The sequence below is a fragment of the Aeromonas sp. 603404 genome, from assembly GCF_049171775.1.
GTDB lineage: Bacteria > Pseudomonadota > Gammaproteobacteria > Enterobacterales > Aeromonadaceae > Aeromonas > Aeromonas veronii_A.
The window spans coordinates 749,992-768,239 of the sequence record NZ_JAAKPE010000001.1 but is presented as its reverse complement, the minus strand read 5'-3'; the positions used below and the strand labels follow the sequence as shown (position 1 = coordinate 768,239).

Here is an 18,248-nt window from a genome sequence, read left to right as displayed (position 1 = left end):
GACACCTCATACGGTCAGAGCTTAATCCCCTTGAGTGCCTGGGTCAGCTCGCTGGCGGTGGCTTTGAGCCCCTGCGTACCGGCTACCGAGGCGCTGGCGGACTCTTCCACCTGCGCCGCTTCATGGCGTACCTGATCCAGATTGTGGGTGATCTCGGCGGCGACCGAGCTTTGCTCTTCGCTCGAGGTAGCGATCTGGGTGCTCATCTCCAGCACCGCATCGCTGTGGTTGCTCAGCTTCTCGATATCGAGCCCCACTTCGCTGATGAGCTGCTGGCTGCTGGCGGCGCGCCCTACAGTCTTTTCCATGATCTCGTTCAGCGCGCCGGTACCGGTCTGCAGCTCTTCGATCATCTGCTGGATCTCCACCGTAGCCTGCTGGGTACGGCTGGCGAGGGTACGCACTTCATCCGCCACCACCGCAAAGCCGCGACCCTGCTCACCGGCACGGGCCGCTTCGATGGCGGCGTTGAGGGCCAGCAGGTTGGTCTGCTGGGAGATGGCGTTGATGACGTTGACCACCTCGTTGATCCGGTTGGCGTTGTGGGTGAGCCGCTCGACTGCACCGGAGGCGTTGCCAATCTCGTCGGCCAGGGTGCGGATTGCCTCTATGGTACGTGCCACCCGGTTGGCGCCATTGGCCGCCTCTTCGCTCGATTGACGGGTCTGCTGCAGGGTGTCGTTGGCATTGCGCGCTACTTCGCGGATCGCTGCCGACATCTGCTCCATGGCGGTGGCCAGTGAATCCATGTGTTGGCGCTGGGAACGGGCCATGGTCTCGCCTTCGCGGGCATGGTCACGAAACTCATCGGCGGCCATGGTCAACGCTTCGGCAGACTCTTCCACCAGTTTGACGATCTGGTGCTGGCGGTCGGTAAAGCGGTCGATGCTGCCCGCCAGGGTGGAGAACTCGTCGCGTACCGGGAAGAAGTTGAGACGGAAGGTGAGATCGCCGTCCGCCACGGTTTGCAGCGCCTTGTTGGTGGAGTAAAGCGCTCCGGAGACAAAGGTCATCATGTAGTGGATCACCAGCGCCATCAGGGCGGCCAGCGCGCCGATCAGAAGCAGGGTCGAGCCCTGACCCTCCCACATGGAGAGGTTGCCGGTATCGAGATCACCGGTGACGTAGCCCGCCTGACCTGCTGGCGCGGTAAAGAGGTAGTGCTCCCCTTGCTGTTGCAACCCGCTGCTGCCTTGCCGGGTCAGACGCAGATCAGCAGGCAACACCAGAGTGGGCTGCTGGCTGACCAGCTGCGCTGTGGTCTCGACCCGTTGCTGCAACTGCGCTACCCGCTGGGAGATCTCCTGCTGATGGCTGGCCGCCAGCATATACCAGCTGAGAAAGGCGATGATGAAGAGAGGTAACCAGAACGCGATATGGAATTTTTCACTGATGGTGAGGTGAATGAGATAGCGGTCAACCCACCGGAATTTAACTTCTTTCATAATGGAGCTGCATCCTGCAGAGATAGAGTGTCGGGCACATTATCGTCTCGGTAATTTTTTTCTTAAGCGGAAGGTGTGAGAAATGGGAGAGCAATCGTTTGTCATTCGGGTGTGGGGGCAGGTGCAGGGGGTGGGATTTCGCTATTTCACCCGTGAGCGGGCGCTGCAACTGGGTTTGCGGGGCCATGCCTACAACCTGGAGGATGGCTCGGTGGAGATCCTCATCAGCGGCCCCGCGCAGGGGGTGCAGATGATGCTGGGTTGGCTGGAGCATGGCCCGCGCACCGCCAGGGTGACCCGGATGGAGTATGAAGAGGCGCTGCCGCCCACCGGCCAGGGCTTTCACACCAACTGAAGGGGCGGGGACGAGATGGACGCTGACAAGGAAAGTCTGTTGCTGACTCAGGCAACAAGCTGGGTCGCCCGTTATCAGGAGGCGGCGCGAGCGGTGCGCGAAGAGGCCAGCGAACCGGCCGTGCATGGCTACCGTATCGCGGCGCGCCGCTTGCTGGCACTGCTCGCCCTGTGGCGACCACTCGCCTATCATCCCGAGCTGGAGCAGCGTCTGCTGCGCTCGGTCGGGCAGCTCTCGGCGCTGCGGGATGCTCAGGTCTACGCCGAGCGTTTTGGCAAGCCGCCTGCCAGCACGGGCAATACCCACAAATCGGCCTGTCGAGTGCCCCTGTTGTCGAGGCGACTGGCCCGCTGGCTTGCGGCGGTGGCACAGGTGCAGGTGCAGGATGCGCGGGCATTGGCGTTCCTCTATCAGCAGCATCTGGCCCTGTGCCTTGATGAGGCGCAGAGCGCTCTCGATGAACCTATACCCTGCGTTGGGAAATCGGCCTGCTCCCGTCAGCAACAGTTGCGCCGCTGGCATCGGCTGCGCCTCGAGATCAAGCAGGCCCGTTATGGCGTGGAATTGTTGCTGGATCTGGGGAGTGGAGATCCGGGCTGGTTGAGCACCCTGACTCACTGGCAGGAGCGACTCGGCCAGTTGCAGGATTGGCGTCAATGGCGGCGGAGGTTGCGAGCAGAGCAGGGGAACACCCGCAAGCAGACGAAACTGCGGCAGCAGTTGAAGCAAAAGATCACTGTCCGTTTGCGTCAACTGGACTGCCAGCAGGCGGAGCTGGTAGCGCTCAAACTGGCGATGCAGGCAGGTCACAACATGGAAGACATGGCAAGTCGGCTGGTAAGGTATTCAGAACAAAATGTATCGTCCACCAAGTCAAGCGGTGGATAGCCTCGAGGCCGCAATCTACGAAAGTAATCCGCGACCAGCATCTACAAAAACTAACCAAGCCAAACAGGTGAGACAAAAAAAGAGAGACCGTTTGGCCTCTCTTCTCTATCTGGCTGTGATCGCAGTCAGCGATGTGCTTACTTGACGCGCATCCCTGGCTGGGCGCCTTCCTGCGGCTCCAGGATCCAGAGATCCTTGCCGCCCGGGCCTGCGGCCAGCACCATGCCTTCGGACATGCCGAAACGCATCTTGCGCGGAGCCAGGTTGGCCACCATCACGGTCAGCTTGCCTTCCAGATCTTCCGGGTTGTAGGCGGACTTGATACCGGCAAACACCTGACGGGTTTCACCGCCGATATCCAGTTGCAGCTTGAGCAGCTTCTCGGCTTCCGGTACCGCTTCGGCCTTCTTAATCAGCGCGACGCGCAGGTCAATCTTGGCAAAATCGTCATAGGTGATGGTTTCGCTGATGGGGTCATCAGCCAGCGGGCCGCTCACTTTCGGTGCCTGCTCTTTGGCCAAGTCTTCCTTGGATGCCTCGATCATGGCTTCAATCTTCGCCGGCTCGATGCGGGAGAAGAGGGCTTTGAACGGTGCCACGGTGTGATCGACCAGCGGCATCTCGATGCCATCCCAGCTGAGGGTTTCGGCCAGGAAGGCTTCGGCGCGCTCGGCCAAGAGCGGCATGACGGGCTTGAGGTAGGCCATCAGCACGCGGAACAGGTTGATGCCGACGGAGCAGACAGCTTGCAGCTCGGCATCAGCGCCTTCCTGCTTGGCGATAACCCAGGGAGCCTTGTCGTCCACGTAGCGGTTGGCCTTGTCGGCCAGCGCCATGATTTCGCGGATGGCGCGGCTGAATTCGCGGCTCTCATAAGCCTCGGCAATGGCGGTACGAGCATTGGCGAATTCGGCGTAGAGCTCGGGTTCGGCGCAGGTTGCCGCCAGCTTGCCGCCAAAACGCTTGGCGATAAAACCGGCGTTGCGGGAGGCAAGGTTGACCAGCTTGTTGACCACGTCGGTATTGACGCGCTGCACGAAATCTTCGAGGTTCAGGTCCAGATCATCGATGCGGCTGTTGAGCTTGGCGGCGTAGTAGTAACGCAGGCACTCCGGATCCAGGTGGTTCAGGTAGGTAGATGCCTTGATAAAGGTGCCCTTGGACTTGGACATCTTGGCGCCGTTGACGGTCACATAACCGTGCACGTTGACCTTGGTCGGCTTGCGGAAGTTGGCACCTTCTAGCATGGACGGCCAGAACAGGCAGTGGAAGTAGGCGATGTCCTTGCCGATGAAGTGGTAGAGCTCGGCGTCGGAGTCCGCTTTCCAGTAGCTGTCAAAGTCGATGTCGCCACGCTTGTTGCACAGGTTCTTGAAGGAAGCTATGTAACCGATGGGGGCATCCAGCCAGACGTAGAAGTACTTGCCCGGCGCGCCGGGAATTTCGAACCCGAAGTAGGGGGCATCACGGGTGATGTCCCACTGTTGCAAGCCGCTTTCGAACCACTCCTGCATCTTGTTGGCCATCTCTTCCTGAATGGCGCCGGAGCCACGCACCCACTCAGAGAGCCATTTTTCAAACTGCGGCAGGTCGAAGAAGAAGTGCTCGGAGTCCTTCATTACCGGAGTGGCGCCGGAGACGGCAGATTTCGGATCGATAAGCTCAGTCGGGCTGTAGGTAGCGCCGCAGCTGTCGCAGTTGTCGCCATACTGCTCCGGAGATTTGCACTTGGGGCAGGTCCCCTTGACGAAACGGTCCGGCAGGAACATGGATTTTTCCGGATCGAACAGCTGGGAGATGGTGCGGCTCTTGATAAAGCCACCATTTTTCAGGCGGCCATAGATCAGCTCCGCCAGCTCGCGGTTTTCGTCGCTGTGGGTGGAGTGATAGTTGTCAAAGCTGATGTTGAACCCGGCGAAGTCGGCCTGGTGCTCCTTAGAGACCGCGGCAATCATCTCTTCCGGGGTGATCCCCATCTGCTGAGCCTTGAGCATGATCGGGGTGCCGTGGGCATCATCGGCACAGATGAAGTGCACCTGATGACCGCGCATTCGCTGATAACGAACCCAGATATCGGCCTGGATATGTTCCAGCATGTGGCCAAGATGGATGGAGCCATTGGCATAGGGGAGGGCGCAGGTTACCAGCATTTTACGAGGATCAGTTGCCATATTACGTTCTTGATGTGCTTGTTGGGATGATAGAGTGCCGTGCATGTTACCCGAATTGGGGGTAGCCTGCCTAGGGTTGTGGCTATGCCAACCTTGGCAGCACCTGCTGTTACGATGGCAGGCAAGCCACTGATTTGTGTGCGGTAACCGTTCACCTCAAGATAATGACAAGATAATGAGGAGTTAATGGTGATTGATTCAGTAAAACAGATCCTCGCCGAATTTAAGCCAGCTGGCTGGCACAAGGATCTGGTGGATGCCGGCTTCGTTCGCGAGATCATCAATCAGGGTCAGGGGCTCACTATCCGGCTGGTATTGCCGTTTGCCGGTCTCTCGCTACTCGATCAGCTCAAAGAGAACTACGATGCCAGGCTGCGCAGCGCCACCGGCGCCTCCCGTATCGACTGGGCACTGGAGATTGACGTCGCCAGCATGCCGCGGGCGCAGGGCCTCAATGCCGTGCAGGGCATTCGCAACATCATCGTGGTCGCCTCCGGCAAGGGGGGGGTGGGCAAATCCACCACTGCAGTCAACCTGGCGCTGGCCCTGCAAAAAGAGGGCGCGCGGGTCGCTATTCTCGATGCCGATATCTATGGTCCTTCCATTCCCACCATGATGGGCACCCTCACAGAGCGCCCGGTCAGCCATGACGGCAAGCTGATGGAGCCGGTGATGGCCTGCGGCCTAAAGAGCAACAGCATCGGCTATCTGGTCTCTGAGCAGGATGCCACCATCTGGCGCGGCCCGATGGCGAGCAAGGCGCTGGCGCAGATCCTTCATGAGACCCGCTGGGGCGAGGTGGATTATCTGGTGGTAGACATGCCGCCAGGCACTGGCGATATCCAGCTCACCATGGCCCAGCAGGTGCCGACTTCGGCGGCAGTGATCGTCACCACCCCGCAGGATGTGGCGCTGGCCGATGCCCGCAAGGGGATCGCCATGTTCAACAAGGTCAATGTGCCGGTGCTCGGCATCATCGAGAACATGAGTTATCACGTCTGCAGCGCCTGCGGTCATCATGAGCCGCTGTTCGGTACCGGTGGCGGTCAGAAGATGGCAGAGCAGTATCAAGTGGCGCTGCTTGGCCAGTTGCCGCTGCACATCGACATCCGCCAACACATGGATGATGGCTGCCCGACGGTGTTCGGCGCACCGGAAGGGAGCCTCGCTCAGGCCTATTTGAAGCTGGCGCGTAGGGTAGGGGCTGAACTCTTTTTCAGCGCAAAACCGATTGCGACCCCCCTCTATGCCATGGCGCTGGATGAATAATCGGCGGTCGGTCACTTGAAAGGGAATTGAGGGTGGGCATGACCCACCCTTTTTTATATAATGGATCGGTTTAAACCATCCCCACTGCTCTTCTCTTTTAGGTATTTGTCATGTCTGATACTCAACATTCGTGTGTGATCATCGGTATTGCGGGCGCATCTGCGTCTGGCAAAAGTCTTATAGCCCAGACCATTTATGAAGAGCTGGTGGCCGAACTGGGCGCAGGTCAGATTGGTGTGATCACCGAAGATTGCTACTACCGTGATCAGACCCACCTGACCATGGAAGAGCGGGTCAAGACCAACTATGACCACCCCAACGCGCTGGATCACGACTTGCTGGTACAGCACCTGAGCCAGCTGGTTAAAGGTGACGCGGTTGCCATTCCCCAGTACTCCTACACCGAACACACCCGGATGAGCGAAGTGACCCCGTTTGCGCCGCGCCGGGTGATCATTCTGGAAGGGATCCTGCTGCTGACCGACAGCCGTCTGCGGGATCTGATGGATGCCTCCATCTTTATGGATACCCCGCTCGACATCTGCCTGCTTCGCCGTCTGGTGCGTGATGTGCAGGAGCGTGGCCGAACCATGGACTCCGTGCTCAAGCAGTACCAGAAGACAGTGCGTCCGATGTTCCTGCAGTTTATCGAGCCGTCCAAACAGTATGCCGATGTGATCGTGCCCCGTGGTGGCAAGAACCGCATCGCCATCGACATGCTCAAGGCGCGTATTCGCCACATGTTGATTGGTTAAGATGAAACAAGCCGGGTGATGCCCGGCTTTTTTAAAAGCACAATTTGTCAGGAGAGTCGCCCAATGCGTCTGTGTGATACCGATATTGAACGCCATCTGGATGAAGGCAAGATCGTCATTGAGCCACGGCCCGGGGTAGAGCGGATCAGTGGTGTCAGTGTCGATGTGCTGCTGGGTAACGAGTTTCGGGTGTTTCGCGATCATACCGCGCCCTATATCGACCTGAGCGGCCCGAGCAGCGAGATGGCCGATGCCATCGATCGGGTGATGAGTGACGAGATCCACATCCCCGATGGCGAAGCCTTCTACCTTCACCCGGGTCAGCTGGCGCTGGCGGTGACCTACGAATCCGTCACCCTGCCTGCCGATATCGTCGGCTGGCTGGATGGCCGCTCTTCACTGGCGCGCCTGGGTTTGATGGTGCACGTGACCGCGCACCGCATCGATCCGGGTTGGTCCGGTCGCATCGTGCTGGAGTTCTACAACGGCGGCAAACTGCCGCTGGCACTGCGCCCGAAGATGAAAATTGGCGCCTTGAACTTCGAGATGCTCTCCGGCGTCGCGGCCCGTCCCTACAACAAGCGGGAAAATGCCAAGTACAAGAGCCAACAGGGCGCCGTTGCCAGCCGCATCAATCAGGACTGATAACTGGCAACACGGCAACTATTCAAGGGAGCACAAGGTGCTCCCTTTTTGCATCTGGAATCAAACGGATATGGGATTGATGGTGCTGGTCGGATGAGATTGGTGGGGTAGGGGCGTTTTATCACCAATTTTGCCTGTTTTTATGTCATAAAAACGTCATAAAAATGAAATCATTGGCTTAATTGTCAGCTAATTTTGCCATTTTCTGCAATCATTGATGGCTTTAATTAATCGATGGCAAGCCGCATGAAGACTGGCTCTAGGATATTTTTTTCCAAAAAGCTCTTTTTTTTTATGGCTGAAATATTTCAATGGTGGCTATGGTGTTGGCCGCCATCTGGCATAATCCGCCGCAACTCATAAACAGGCTTTTTTTTATGTTTGAAATGTTTAGTGGTTTGGGTTTGTGGTGGTCAATCGGTTTGGTATTGGCCGTTTTTTTTGTGCTTGCCTATGAATTTATCAACGGCTTTCACGATACCGCCAACGCGGTAGCAACGGTTATCTATACCAAGGCGATGCCAGCTCACCTGGCGGTCGTCGCATCGGGGATCTTCAACTTTTTTGGCGTGATGTTTGGTGGACTGGGTGTGGCCTATGCCATTGTCCATCTGTTGCCCATCGACCTGCTGCTTGGGATGGACTCCACCCAAGGGTTGATCATGGTCTTCTCCTTGCTGTTTTCCGCCATCGTGTGGAACCTGGGCACCTGGTTCTTCGGGATCCCGGCCTCCAGTTCACATACCTTGATCGGTTCCATTCTGGGGGTAGGCGGCGCCTATGCCTGGATCACCCATAAACCGGTGACAGAAGGGATCAACGTGGGCAAAGCGATCGACATCATGCTTTCCCTCATCATCTCTCCCACCATCGGCTTCATCATCGCGGCGCTGCTGCTGCTGGCGATGAAACGCATCTGGACCAGCAACAAGATCCACAAAACGCCGGAAGAGCGTCAGCTGGTGGATGGCAAGAAGCACCCGCCATTCTGGGCACGTCTGACCCTGGTGGCCTCGGCCATGGGCGTCAGCTTCGTACACGGCTCCAACGATGGCCAGAAGGGCATCGGTCTGGTGATGCTTGTGCTGATCTGTATGGCGCCAGCCTATTTCGCACTGGACATGAACAGCCGCGCCTATGATCTGGACCGGACCCAGGATGCCAACCAGCGCATCATGGAGATCTACCAGCGCAACCAGTCTGCCCTCTCTGGTGTCATCAACTTCTCTGCACCGGCAACGGCTCAGGAAGAGCTGATGACTCACTGCTCCGCCGATGGCGTGCTGCAGGCGATGGCCACTCTGGATGCCCGTCTGGGGGCCGTGCGTACTTATGATCAGATGAGCCTGACCGACCGCCGCGAAGTGCGTCGTCTGCTGCTCTGTATCGATGACACCGCCCGCAAGGCTGCCAAGCTGCCGCTGCCAGCCAAGGAGCTGACCGATCTGGCCAAATGGCGCAAGGATCTGACCGCGACCGCTGAATACGCACCGACCTGGGTGATCGTCTCCATCGCGCTGGCGCTCGGTTGCGGCACCATGGTGGGCTGGCGTCGTATCGTTCATACCGTGGGCGAGAAGATCGGCACTACCGGCATGACCTATAGCCAGGGCATTGCGGCCCAGATCACGGCTGCTACCTCCATCGGGGTCGCCAGTCTGACCGGTATGCCGGTGTCCACCACCCACATCCTCTCTTCTGCGGTGGCGGGTACCATGGTAGCCAACAAATCCGGCCTGCAGAGCCAGACCATCAAGACCATCCTGATGGCCTGGGTGCTGACCCTGCCGCTGACCATGCTGCTCTCCGGCGGCCTGTTCATCGTCAGCCATCATCTGTTTGGCTAAATGCCAATACCATATTCGATAAAGGGCCTGCGGGCCCTTTTTTGTGTTTCCTGTCCTCTCCTGAATACGGTTTACACCTTTCCCCCCAATAAATGAACAGTCCTATGGGATAAGGTGTGAAACGGACACCGCGCGATGACTCGCTGACGTTTAAACTGGCGTTGGTCGAACAGATTGAAAAAGGCGAGCTCAGCTGCCTGCAAGCACAAGCCCGATATGGCATTCAGGGCAATTCGACCATTCTGGTGTGGTTTGCGTAAACATGGTTGGCAAGATTGGAGCCTGAGGTATCTGTACCCGCCGGCAATAGCATCACCATGCCTGACCCCGACAAACAGACGCACCAACAATGTATCAAAGAGCTCGAGCAGCTGGCGCTGATAAGCCTGAAGGCCCAAGTCGTCGATGTGCTGAAGAACGACTAGGCGTTTCCATCGTAAAAAAGCGACCCGACAAGTCCTCTCGCAGCGGCAGGCCGAGAGGCTGACCATTGTCAGGGCTTGCCTGTTTCTGGGAATAAGCCGGCAGGCTTTCTACAAGCGCAATCGGGTTGCGGACGGACATCTAAGCTCAGGGGCTGCAGGTGGTGCGATTTGTGCGTCAGGTTCAGCTGCGACAACTGCAGGTCGGCACTAGCAAGCTGCATTATCTGCTTCAGGGTCAGGATGATGCCTAGTTCAAGGTCGGGCGGGACAGGCTGTTTCGGATATTGGCCGAGTACCGCTAGGTGCAGCCCAGTCTAGGGTTTCCTCGTCGCGCAGTAATGCCGATTAATCCCTGTTTGTATTGTGTATGCACTGAGCGATGCTTTGCTGTTATATGCCAACAGACTAGAAATCGAATATCATTTTTAACGAGTCGGAAGATAGAATGAAAATCTTGAGCCGGTTTAGCAAACCTTTACGACACAGACACAGTTTGCTGTCGCCAAGCTCCCGGTTCAAACAGAGGAGAGAGTCATGAGCCAGTCTGTGGCTTGGTCAATGCCATGCGGCGTATCGGTAGCGGATTTGTTTGTCCATATCCGAGGTATTACTGACCGGAGTCGGGTGTTCAAGAGGATATTTGCATTAGGTTCCTCATCCAAACTCCTTATCGATGAAGCTCGAGCAATCTATGTCATGAAGATAAAAAAAGAGCCACACAATGGTGTGGCTCTCGATTTAGTCGTTACCGGTGGATATCAGGGGCGGCCGGCCGGGCAGGTGGCCACGTTGACGGCGGCAGTGCTGCCACCATGGCGACCTGATGTGTTCACTTCGTTGCGTACCAGCGGCGGGTAGTTAACCGGCTCACGAGCAGGCAGGGCAGGGGCTACGGCAGGGGTTGCCATCGGTGCGGATGCCTTGCGAGCACGAGCCAGCAGGCCAGCACCGTGAGCTACCTGTTTGGTAACGACCGGAGTCTCTTCCACTACAACCGCAGCCACGGTAGCCGGGGTTTCGATGACAGCAGCAGGAGTTTGTGGTTCAACAACAGCTGCGACAGGTGCGGCTTCCACAACAGGGGCTGTTACGGCAGGTGTTTCTTCAACAACCGGAGCGGTTTCAACCATGGTAGCGGCAGCCACGTCGACAGCCGGAGCGGCGACAACGGCAACTTCCTGCTCTGCTGCAACCACGACCTCTTCGACAGCTGCAACAACCGGGCTTGCAGCCACATCGGCTTGAGTTGCTTCAACCTGAACAGCAGCCTGCTCGGCAGCTTCTTCAGCAATGGCTTCGACAACCACATGCTCGGTCAGTGCCGCAGAGGCTTGCAGGGCAGCAGCGACGGCTTCAGCGCTCGGGATGGTAACAACAGGCACTACCGGCTCTTCAACCTGCGCTTTGGCAATATCTGCCTGGGCTGCGGTGGTCAGAGTGGTGGTATCTTGCTGTTCTTCGTCACGCTGGCTGCGGGCATCTTCGTTGATGCGCTTGCGGCGCTGACCTTCGATACGCTGGCTGCGCGGAGTGCGGCGTGAACGGCGCTGGCCTTCACTCTGCTCTTCCTGCTCGTTACCCACGGTGGCATCGATCACTTCAGCTTGCGCTGGTACTTCGTCAACCGGCAGGGCAGGGGTGTCAGCAGCGGCGACATCGACGCGGATCTGCTTGCGCAGTTGGCGACGTTCGCGGCGCTCGGCCACTTTCTGCTCTTTCTCCTGACGTGGCTGGACGGCAGTTGCATCAACGGCGTCTACCGCTTCAACAACGACTTCGGTGCGCGGCTCACGGGGAGCACGAGGTTCACGGGCAGGACGTGGCGCACGTTCCTGACGCGGTTCGCGAGGTTCGCGCTCCTGACGGGGTTCACGTTCAATGCGCTGTTCGCTACGCACCTCACCACGGGCTTCACGCTCCTGACGAGGCTCGCGCTCTTTGCGGGGACGGCGATTGCGGTTTTCACCGGCTTCGCGGTTGCCACCTTCACGCTTCTCGCCAGCTTCCGCATTGTTGCGGTTGCCACGATTGTCGTCACGACGAGGACGCTGACCACGGCCACGACCTTCTTCGCGCTGGTGACGTTGACCTTCATCCTTGCGTGCTTCACGAGCAGCAGGTTTCTCGGCGGGCGCTTTCACGTCGGCAGGTGCTGCATCGCTGCTGAACAGGCCGGTAATGCCTTTGATCAGCTTGCTGAAGAAACCTGCTTCGGCAGGTGCAGCGGCAACGGCCGGGGCTGTCTGCTGCTGTGCTGCAACTGGCGCGGGTTGAGTCGGCTGGGCAAAGCCTTGCAGCAGCGGTTGCTCACGCTCGATCACCTGAGCTTGCTTCGGCTGGTAGACCGGCTTGGCAATCTCGGTTTTCAGCTCATAGCTGGCCGCTTCCGGGATCTCGTTCTGACGAATGCGGGTCACTTCGTAGTGCGGGGTTTCCAGATGCTGGTTCGGAATGATGTAAACACGCACATCATTGCGCTGCTCCAGACTGGCGATGGCGGCACGCTTCTCGTTAAGCAGATAGGCTGCAACATCCACCGGCACTTGGCCGTGAACCTGCTCGGTGTTGTCCTTCATGGCCTCTTCTTCGATGAGACGCAGGATGGAAAGGGCGAGGGATTCGTTGTCACGGATCACGCCTTGACCCTGGCAACGGGGGCAGATGTGGCTGCTGGACTCGTTGAGGGAAGGACGCAGACGCTGGCGAGACATCTCCAGCAGACCGAAACGGGAGATACGGCCCAGCTGGATGCGGGCGCGATCCTGATGAACCGCTTCACGCAGACGGTTTTCTACTTCGCGCTGATGGCGAACCGGCGTCATGTCGATGAAGTCGATAACGATCAGTCCCCCTAAGTCGCGCAGACGCAATTGACGGGCAATTTCGTCGGCCGCTTCCAGGTTGGTTTGCAGCGCAGTCTCTTCGATATCGCCGCCCTTGGTGGCGCGGGAGGAGTTGATATCGATGGAGGTCAGTGCTTCGGTCGGATCGATAACGATGCTGCCGCCGGAGGGGAGGCGCACTTCACGCTGGAAAGCTGATTCAATCTGGCTCTCAATCTGGAAGTGGTTGAACAGGGCAACTTCACCCTTGTACAGCTTTACACGGTTGAGGAAATCGGGACGTACCAGCTCGATATGAGCCTTGGCGCGTTCGAAAATCACCGGATTGTCGATCAGGATCTCGCCCACATCGCGACGCAGATAGTCACGGATGGCACGCACGATGACGTTGCTTTCCTGGTGGATCAGCACCGGCGCGGCGCGCTCCTGAGAGGCCTTGTGGATGGAGTCCCAGTGGTTGAGCAGAACGTTCAGATCCCACTCCAGCTCTTCTGGCGACTTGCCCACACCTGCGGTACGTACTATCAGGCCCATGCCTTCCGGCACGGTCAATCCGCTCAGGGCCTCTTTCAGTTCAGTCCGCTCATCACCCTCGATACGGCGGGAGATACCACCGGCACGGGGGTTGTTGGGCATCAGTACCAGGTAGCTACCTGCCAGGCTGATAAAGGTGGTGAGGGCTGCACCCTTGGTGCCACGCTCTTCCTTGTCGATCTGGACGATAACTTCCTGACCTTCGCGAACCACTTCTTTGATGTTGGGACGACCCTGATAGGAGTAACCGGAGGGGAAGTAATTGCGGGCGATCTCCTTCAACGGCAGGAAACCGTGGCGCTCGGCGCCGTAGTCGACAAAAGCAGCTTCAAGGCTGGGTTCTACGCGGGTGATCTTACCCTTGTAAATGTTCGCTTTCTTCTGCTCGTGTCCCGGACTTTCAATATCCAAATCGTAGAGCTGTTGTCCGTCAACCAGCGCTACGCGCAACTCCTCTTCTTGAGTTGCGTTGATAAGCATTCTTTTCATTGAGTTCTCATTATTGTGTCATTTTGATTTCCTCCATCTGGGTCCTGCCAGCGCCGGCCTCGGGTCTTCAGCATACTGGGGCAACCTCCCGGTTGGGGTATGCATGAGGCGCAAACTAAGGGCGTTCTGGTCATCACTTCTCGAGAAGGAATGAATAAGGATGCCGAAATGGAGACAAATAAACGGTGATGTTTGTGTTCTCCATGCGTTGTACCTCGCACCCGGGAACCGTCATGTTCTTGTATACACGGTGTTTCGGGATTGGGTGGCATACTTTTTGGCCACTTAGTACAAGGCTTGAACACAATGACAAAACCTTGTTTATTATCCCATTTAAACCTCTTTTATAGCAAGGCGCCATTTTTCAACAAACCATGCAGCCAAGGGGCGCTGGCAGTGTTAAAATCCGCGCCATGACACAGATACAACAACAAGTGCAGCTGCTCACCATCGAAGCTGAGCATGACGGGCAGCGCATCGACAATTTTCTCAAGACTCAGCTAAAGGGCGTCCCCAAGAGCCTGATCTATCGCATCCTTCGCAAAGGTGAAGTGCGAGTAAACAAAAAGCGCATCAAACCGGAGTACAAACTCTGCGCAGGTGACGAGGTGCGGGTGCCCCCCGTGCGCGTTGCCGAGAAGAATGAGCTGCCTTCAGCCAACCTCGGTGTTATCCAGCGTCTGGAGAGCCAGATCCTGTTTGAAGACGATGCCATGATCGTGCTGAACAAGCCCTCCGGCATGGCAGTACACGGTGGCAGCGGCTTGAGTTTTGGCGTTATTGAGGGGCTGCGCGCCCTGCGTCCGGAAGCCCGCTTCCTCGAACTGGTTCATCGACTGGATCGCGACACCTCTGGGGTATTGCTGGTTGCCAAAAAACGCAGCGCCCTGCGCAGCCTGCATGAGCAGTTGCGCGCCAAGACCATGCGCAAGCAGTATCTGGCGCTGGTGCGTGGCAAATGGCAGGCTCACGTCAAGGTGGTTAATGCGCCGCTGCGCAAAAACGATCTGCAATCCGGTGAACGGGTAGTGCGGGTCAGTGCCGATGGCAAGCCCTCCGAAACCCGCTTTCGCATCGTGCGTCAATTTGCCGAAGCGACTCTGGTCGAGTGCAGCCCCATCACAGGCCGAACTCACCAGATCCGCGTGCACACCCTGCATGCCGGTCACCCGATCGCCTGTGACGATAAGTACGGTGAAGCGGCGTTTGACGAGAAAATGCGCAGCCAAGGTCTGAAACGGCTCTTTTTGCATGCCTGGAAGCTCAGCTTCACCCATCCGGCCGATGGTCGCGAAATGCAGGTAGAAGCGCCGCTGGCACCTGAGCTCGACAACTTCCTCAACGGCTTGCCACGCTGATGCAGGATATCCGGCTCGCCATTTTCGATTGGGACGGCACCCTGATGGATTCGGTAGGCCGGATTGTTGCCTGTGTGCAAGGGGCCGCCAGAGATTGTGAGCTGGCGGTACCTGCTCCAGCCCAGATCCGGCAGATCATCGGATTGAGCCTTGATGTCGCCATGTCCCGTCTGTTCCCTTTAAGTAGTGGCAGTGGCAGTGGCAGTGGTAGTGCCTTTGATGAGCGCCAGATTGCCGCACTCATCGATCGCTATCGTCATCACTATCTGCACGATGCCACCCCCAGCCCGCTGTTTGCCGGGGCAGGAGCGTTGCTGCATGATTGGCGGTCACGAGGGGTGCAACTGGCCGTCGCGACCGGCAAATCACGCCGTGGGCTGGATCGGGTATTGGATGAGACCGGACTGCGCCCGTTGTTTGTAACCAGTCGCGGGGCCGATGAGGCTCGCTCCAAGCCTGATCCGCTGATGCTTGAGCAGATCCTGGATGAGCTGGGGCTGTCAACCCGGCAGGCGGTAATGATCGGCGACTCTGTTCACGATATGGCGATGGCCGAGGCGATCGCCATGCCGCGTATTGGTGCCACCTGGGGGGTGGATAGCCGCGATGCCCTCAGTCGTCACGGGCCAGTGGCGGTGGTGGATTCTATGGCGGCTCTTCGCGGGCTGTTATAGATGCCTCTCTTTAAGAGACATCAATCTGATTGATAACAGAAGCCCGGTCTATTGATCGGGCTTTTTATATGCTCGATCTAGCTTATCTATTCGTCTCGTCCGCAATCAGGGCAGGGCAATACCGTGGCGCTCCAGCAGTTCGATCAGGCCGATCAGTGGCAGACCGATCAAGGCGTTAGGATCGCGCCCTTCCAGCCCCTTGAACAGTACGATGCCCATACCTTCGCATTTGAAGCTGCCAGCACAATCGAGGGGCAGTTCAGCCTCTACATAGCGGCGAATGGCGGCTTCGTCGAGATCGCGAAAGTGAACCGTAAACGGTTCAATCAATTGATGAATCTCATTGGTTGCAGCGTTAAGTACGCACAGGCCGGTGTAAAAGGTGACGCTGCGCCCCTGAGCCGCCATCAGCTGGGCGATGGCATTGTCTATGGTGCCCGGTTTGCCGAGGATGTGGCCATTGCAGACACACACCTGATCAGAGCCGATGATCAAGCCGTGATCACGATATTGGGCGATGGCATCAGCCTTGGCACGAGCCAGTCTGGCCACCAGCGCCTCGGCGTATTCGCCAGCCAGCGGTCGCTCATCCACATCGGGGGCGGCACATTCAAAGGGGAGACCAAGCTTCTCCAGCAGGGCTTTGCGATAGCGAGAAGTTGAGGCGAGGATCAGATTCTGTGGCATAATCGAGTTACCGATGAAAGCAGGTACCGGCATTCTAGGGACTTGTGACGTTAAAATCATCGGCGGTAAGGACTTTTTCCTTTGACTATCAGTTGTTGGACCTATATTATTTGCGCCCTATGCAAAAGGTGAAGTTGCCCGTTAAGGTTGATCCAGTCCGTAGTGCCTTGAAGCTGCTCGACTATGTCGGGATAGTGGAAAAGTCGCAGATGCCCAGGCTGGAGGAATCAACCGCTGGCTTGCTGAGTGATATCGAGGTATCGCTGCACTTTGGCAAAGATGTCCAGAAGTTGACCGTTATGAAAGGCACTGCCCATGCCAAGGTCGACCTGGTTTGCCAACGTTGCGGAGAGACTTTCGAGCATCTCTGTGAAGCTGAATTTATCTACACTCCGCTGTTCGAAAGAACAAACGAGGAAGAACTGCCGGAAGCTTATGAGCCCATTGAGTTGGACGAAAACGGCGAGATAGACCTTCATCAAATCCTGGAGGATGAACTCATCCTCTCGTTGCCTCAGGTAGCCATGCATTCTTTGGATGCGTGTCCCCGCGGTAACATGGAGATGACCTGGGGTGAAATCGAACCTGCTGATGAGCGGCCGAATCCCTTTGCAGTTCTTGAAGAGCTTAAACGTAAGTGAATTTAGGAGTTAGCCTACAATGGCCGTACAACAGAACCGTAAAACCCGTGCCAAGCGTGGCATGCGTCGTTCCCACGATGCGCTGACCACCGCTGCCCTGACTGTTGATCAGACCAGTGGCGAAATTCATCGTCGTCACCACGTGACTGCCGATGGTTTCTACCGCGGTAAAAAGGTAATCGCTTAAGGATTGCCTTTGTCTACGCAAACTGTCGCGCTAGACATCATGGGGGGAGATATTGGCCCCTCGGAAACAGTGCCTGCCGCCGTGCAGGCACTGTCTCTTTTACCCCAGCTAAAACTGATCCTGGTCGGCGACCAGCACCAGACCTCTTCTCTGCTGCAGCAACATGGCTTGCTGAATAATCCCCGCGTTCGTTTCGTACATGCATCCCAGGTGGTTGGCATGGGCGATAAACCGATCGTGGCGCTGCGTACTCTGAAAGACTCCTCCATGCGGGTGGTACTCAATCTGGTGAAAGCCGGTGAGGCCGATGCTTGCGTCAGTGCTGGCAATACCGGTGCGTTGATGGCGATGGCCAAGTGCGTGCTCAAATCCCTGCCCGGGGTAGACAGACCTGCCCTTATCAAGGCGCTGCCGACATTGAGCGGCAAACGCACCGTGATGCTGGATCTTGGCGCCAACGTCAGTTGCGATGCCGATACCCTATTGCAGTTTGCGGTGATGGGCTCCGTCGTGGCCGAAAAGGTAGAAGGCATTGCATCACCCCGTGTTGCCTTGCTCAACATCGGCGAGGAGGAGATCAAGGGCAACGATCTGGTGCGTCACAGTGCCGAATTGCTGCGTCAGTGCCACGCGCTCAATTATGTCGGGTTCGTCGAAGGGGATCGCATCTTCAGCGGCGACAGCGACGTGATCGTCTGCGACGGTTTTGTCGGCAATGTCGCCCTCAAGACGGCAGAAGGGGTGGTGCGGATGATGGCTCAGCTGGCCGGATATCCCCGCAAGAAACGCACTTTTCTTGGCCGGATCGCCGGATTTATGTTCAAACGGCGTTTTTCTTACCTGAACCCCGACCAGTATAACGGAGCAAGTCTGTTAGGATTGCGCGGCATTGTGGTAAAAAGTCATGGGCGGGCCGAACGGCGCGCTCTGTGTAATGCGATCCTGCTGGCCGCACAAGAGGCCAAACATCAACTTCCACTGCAAATAGCAGATCGCCTTGAAGCTGTCTTCTCTGACAGGGATCTATAAGAACTC

The 18,248-nt window shown here is 57.4% G+C and carries 15 protein-coding genes and 1 pseudogene; 12 read left to right on the top strand and 4 right to left on the bottom strand.

Annotation, left to right across the window (positions count from 1 at the left end; genetic code table 11):
- Window positions 1-14: 14 nt before the first annotated feature.
- On the bottom strand, window positions 15-1,445 hold the full coding sequence (locus tag G5306_RS03350) for a methyl-accepting chemotaxis protein (protein WP_421312383.1): 1,431 nt from the start codon (window positions 1,443-1,445) through the stop codon (window positions 15-17).
- Between the two features lie 82 nt (window positions 1,446-1,527).
- Here G5306_RS03350 and G5306_RS03345 point away from each other — a divergent pair, with 82 nt between their 5' ends.
- Window positions 1,528-1,800 carry an acylphosphatase gene (locus G5306_RS03345; RefSeq protein WP_005345583.1) on the top strand — a complete coding sequence of 91 codons (273 nt, stop codon included), beginning with the start codon at window positions 1,528-1,530 and terminating at the stop codon, window positions 1,798-1,800.
- Window positions 1,801-1,815: 15 nt separating this feature from the next.
- Entirely contained in the window at window positions 1,816-2,688 is an 873-nt protein-coding gene (locus tag G5306_RS03340) for a CHAD domain-containing protein (protein ID WP_421312382.1), read from the top strand.
- 137 nt (window positions 2,689-2,825) lie between these two features.
- On the opposite strand, the gene metG is transcribed toward G5306_RS03340, so the two are convergent.
- On the bottom strand, window positions 2,826-4,859 hold the full coding sequence (metG, locus tag G5306_RS03335) for a methionine--tRNA ligase (protein WP_421312381.1): 2,034 nt from the start codon (window positions 4,857-4,859) through the stop codon (window positions 2,826-2,828).
- Between the two features lie 186 nt (window positions 4,860-5,045).
- On the opposite strand from metG, the gene apbC reads away from it, so the two are divergent.
- The 5 genes and pseudogenes from apbC to G5306_RS03310 form a co-directional block, all read left to right on the top strand.
- Complete coding sequence (apbC, locus tag G5306_RS03330) at window positions 5,046-6,128, top strand: iron-sulfur cluster carrier protein ApbC (protein WP_139441687.1); 1,083 nt, start codon at window positions 5,046-5,048, stop codon at window positions 6,126-6,128.
- 110 nt (window positions 6,129-6,238) lie between these two features.
- Window positions 6,239-6,883 (top strand): uridine kinase, encoded by a 645-nt coding sequence (udk, locus tag G5306_RS03325; protein ID WP_005345570.1) that lies wholly within the window; start codon window positions 6,239-6,241, stop codon window positions 6,881-6,883.
- Between the two features lie 63 nt (window positions 6,884-6,946).
- A complete protein-coding gene (gene dcd, locus G5306_RS03320) occupies window positions 6,947-7,528 on the top strand; it encodes a dCTP deaminase (protein ID WP_005336719.1) in 582 nt (193 codons plus the stop codon).
- A 377-nt stretch (window positions 7,529-7,905) separates the two neighbouring features.
- Complete coding sequence (locus tag G5306_RS03315) at window positions 7,906-9,375, top strand: inorganic phosphate transporter (protein WP_005336717.1); 1,470 nt, start codon at window positions 7,906-7,908, stop codon at window positions 9,373-9,375.
- Window positions 9,376-9,491: 116 nt separating this feature from the next.
- A pseudogene (locus G5306_RS03310) lies at window positions 9,492-10,048 on the top strand (IS3 family transposase); the annotation flags it as partial.
- A gap of 510 nt (window positions 10,049-10,558) precedes the next feature.
- On the opposite strand, the gene rne reads toward G5306_RS03310, so the two are convergent.
- Window positions 10,559-13,666, bottom strand: a complete 3,108-nt coding sequence (rne, locus tag G5306_RS03305; protein WP_421312380.1) for a ribonuclease E — start codon at window positions 13,664-13,666, stop codon at window positions 10,559-10,561.
- 413 nt (window positions 13,667-14,079) lie between these two features.
- Between rne and rluC the strand changes: the two genes are divergently transcribed.
- Both rluC and G5306_RS03295 read left to right on the top strand, forming a co-directional pair.
- Window positions 14,080-15,024 carry a 23S rRNA pseudouridine(955/2504/2580) synthase RluC gene (gene rluC, locus G5306_RS03300; protein WP_421312379.1) on the top strand — a complete coding sequence of 315 codons (945 nt, stop codon included), beginning with the start codon at window positions 14,080-14,082 and terminating at the stop codon, window positions 15,022-15,024.
- Window positions 15,024-15,698, top strand: a complete 675-nt coding sequence (locus G5306_RS03295) for an HAD-IA family hydrolase (RefSeq protein ID WP_421312378.1) — start codon at window positions 15,024-15,026, stop codon at window positions 15,696-15,698. Before rluC ends, G5306_RS03295 begins: the two co-directional genes overlap by 1 nt.
- Before the next feature lie 105 nt (window positions 15,699-15,803).
- Here the strand turns inward: G5306_RS03295 and G5306_RS03290 are convergent, their stop codons facing one another.
- Window positions 15,804-16,385: a Maf family protein gene (locus G5306_RS03290; RefSeq protein WP_216953600.1), complete on the bottom strand. Its 582-nt coding sequence runs from the start codon at window positions 16,383-16,385 to the stop codon at window positions 15,804-15,806.
- Between the two features lie 119 nt (window positions 16,386-16,504).
- Here G5306_RS03290 and yceD point away from each other — a divergent pair, with 119 nt between their 5' ends.
- Genes yceD through plsX form a run of 3 tightly spaced genes read left to right on the top strand, consistent with a single transcriptional unit; the run spans window position 16,505 to window position 18,242 of the window.
- Window positions 16,505-17,026, top strand: coding sequence for a 23S rRNA accumulation protein YceD (gene yceD, locus G5306_RS03285; RefSeq protein ID WP_337072246.1), 522 nt, complete (start codon window positions 16,505-16,507; stop codon window positions 17,024-17,026).
- Between the two features lie 19 nt (window positions 17,027-17,045).
- Window positions 17,046-17,213, top strand: a complete 168-nt coding sequence (gene rpmF / locus G5306_RS03280) for a 50S ribosomal protein L32 (RefSeq protein ID WP_005300935.1) — start codon at window positions 17,046-17,048, stop codon at window positions 17,211-17,213.
- Between the two features lie 9 nt (window positions 17,214-17,222).
- A complete protein-coding gene (plsX, locus tag G5306_RS03275; protein ID WP_337072245.1) occupies window positions 17,223-18,242 on the top strand; it encodes a phosphate acyltransferase PlsX in 1,020 nt (339 codons plus the stop codon).
- Window positions 18,243-18,248: the final 6 nt, after the last annotated feature.

Bases quoted from the DNA above. Each gene is read 5' to 3' on its own strand.
- G5306_RS03290 (WP_216953600.1), bottom strand. From the start codon at position 16,385: ATGCCACAGAATCTGATCCTCGCCTCAACTTCTCGCTATCGCAAAGCC.
- rluC (WP_421312379.1), top strand. From the start codon at position 14,080: ATGACACAGATACAACAACAAGTGCAGCTGCTCACCATCGAAGCTGAG.
- metG (WP_421312381.1), bottom strand. From the start codon at position 4,859: ATGGCAACTGATCCTCGTAAAATGCTGGTAACCTGCGCCCTCCCCTAT.
- G5306_RS03315 (WP_005336717.1), top strand. From the start codon at position 7,906: ATGTTTGAAATGTTTAGTGGTTTGGGTTTGTGGTGGTCAATCGGTTTG.
- rne (WP_421312380.1), bottom strand. From the start codon at position 13,666: ATGAAAAGAATGCTTATCAACGCAACTCAAGAAGAGGAGTTGCGCGTA.
- apbC (WP_139441687.1), top strand. From the start codon at position 5,046: ATGGTGATTGATTCAGTAAAACAGATCCTCGCCGAATTTAAGCCAGCT.
- G5306_RS03340 (WP_421312382.1), top strand. From the start codon at position 1,816: ATGGACGCTGACAAGGAAAGTCTGTTGCTGACTCAGGCAACAAGCTGG.
- rpmF (WP_005300935.1), top strand. From the start codon at position 17,046: ATGGCCGTACAACAGAACCGTAAAACCCGTGCCAAGCGTGGCATGCGT.
- G5306_RS03350 (WP_421312383.1), bottom strand. From the start codon at position 1,445: ATGAAAGAAGTTAAATTCCGGTGGGTTGACCGCTATCTCATTCACCTC.
- dcd (WP_005336719.1), top strand. From the start codon at position 6,947: ATGCGTCTGTGTGATACCGATATTGAACGCCATCTGGATGAAGGCAAG.
- yceD (WP_337072246.1), top strand. From the start codon at position 16,505: ATGCAAAAGGTGAAGTTGCCCGTTAAGGTTGATCCAGTCCGTAGTGCC.
- G5306_RS03295 (WP_421312378.1), top strand. From the start codon at position 15,024: ATGCAGGATATCCGGCTCGCCATTTTCGATTGGGACGGCACCCTGATG.
- udk (WP_005345570.1), top strand. From the start codon at position 6,239: ATGTCTGATACTCAACATTCGTGTGTGATCATCGGTATTGCGGGCGCA.
- G5306_RS03345 (WP_005345583.1), top strand. From the start codon at position 1,528: ATGGGAGAGCAATCGTTTGTCATTCGGGTGTGGGGGCAGGTGCAGGGG.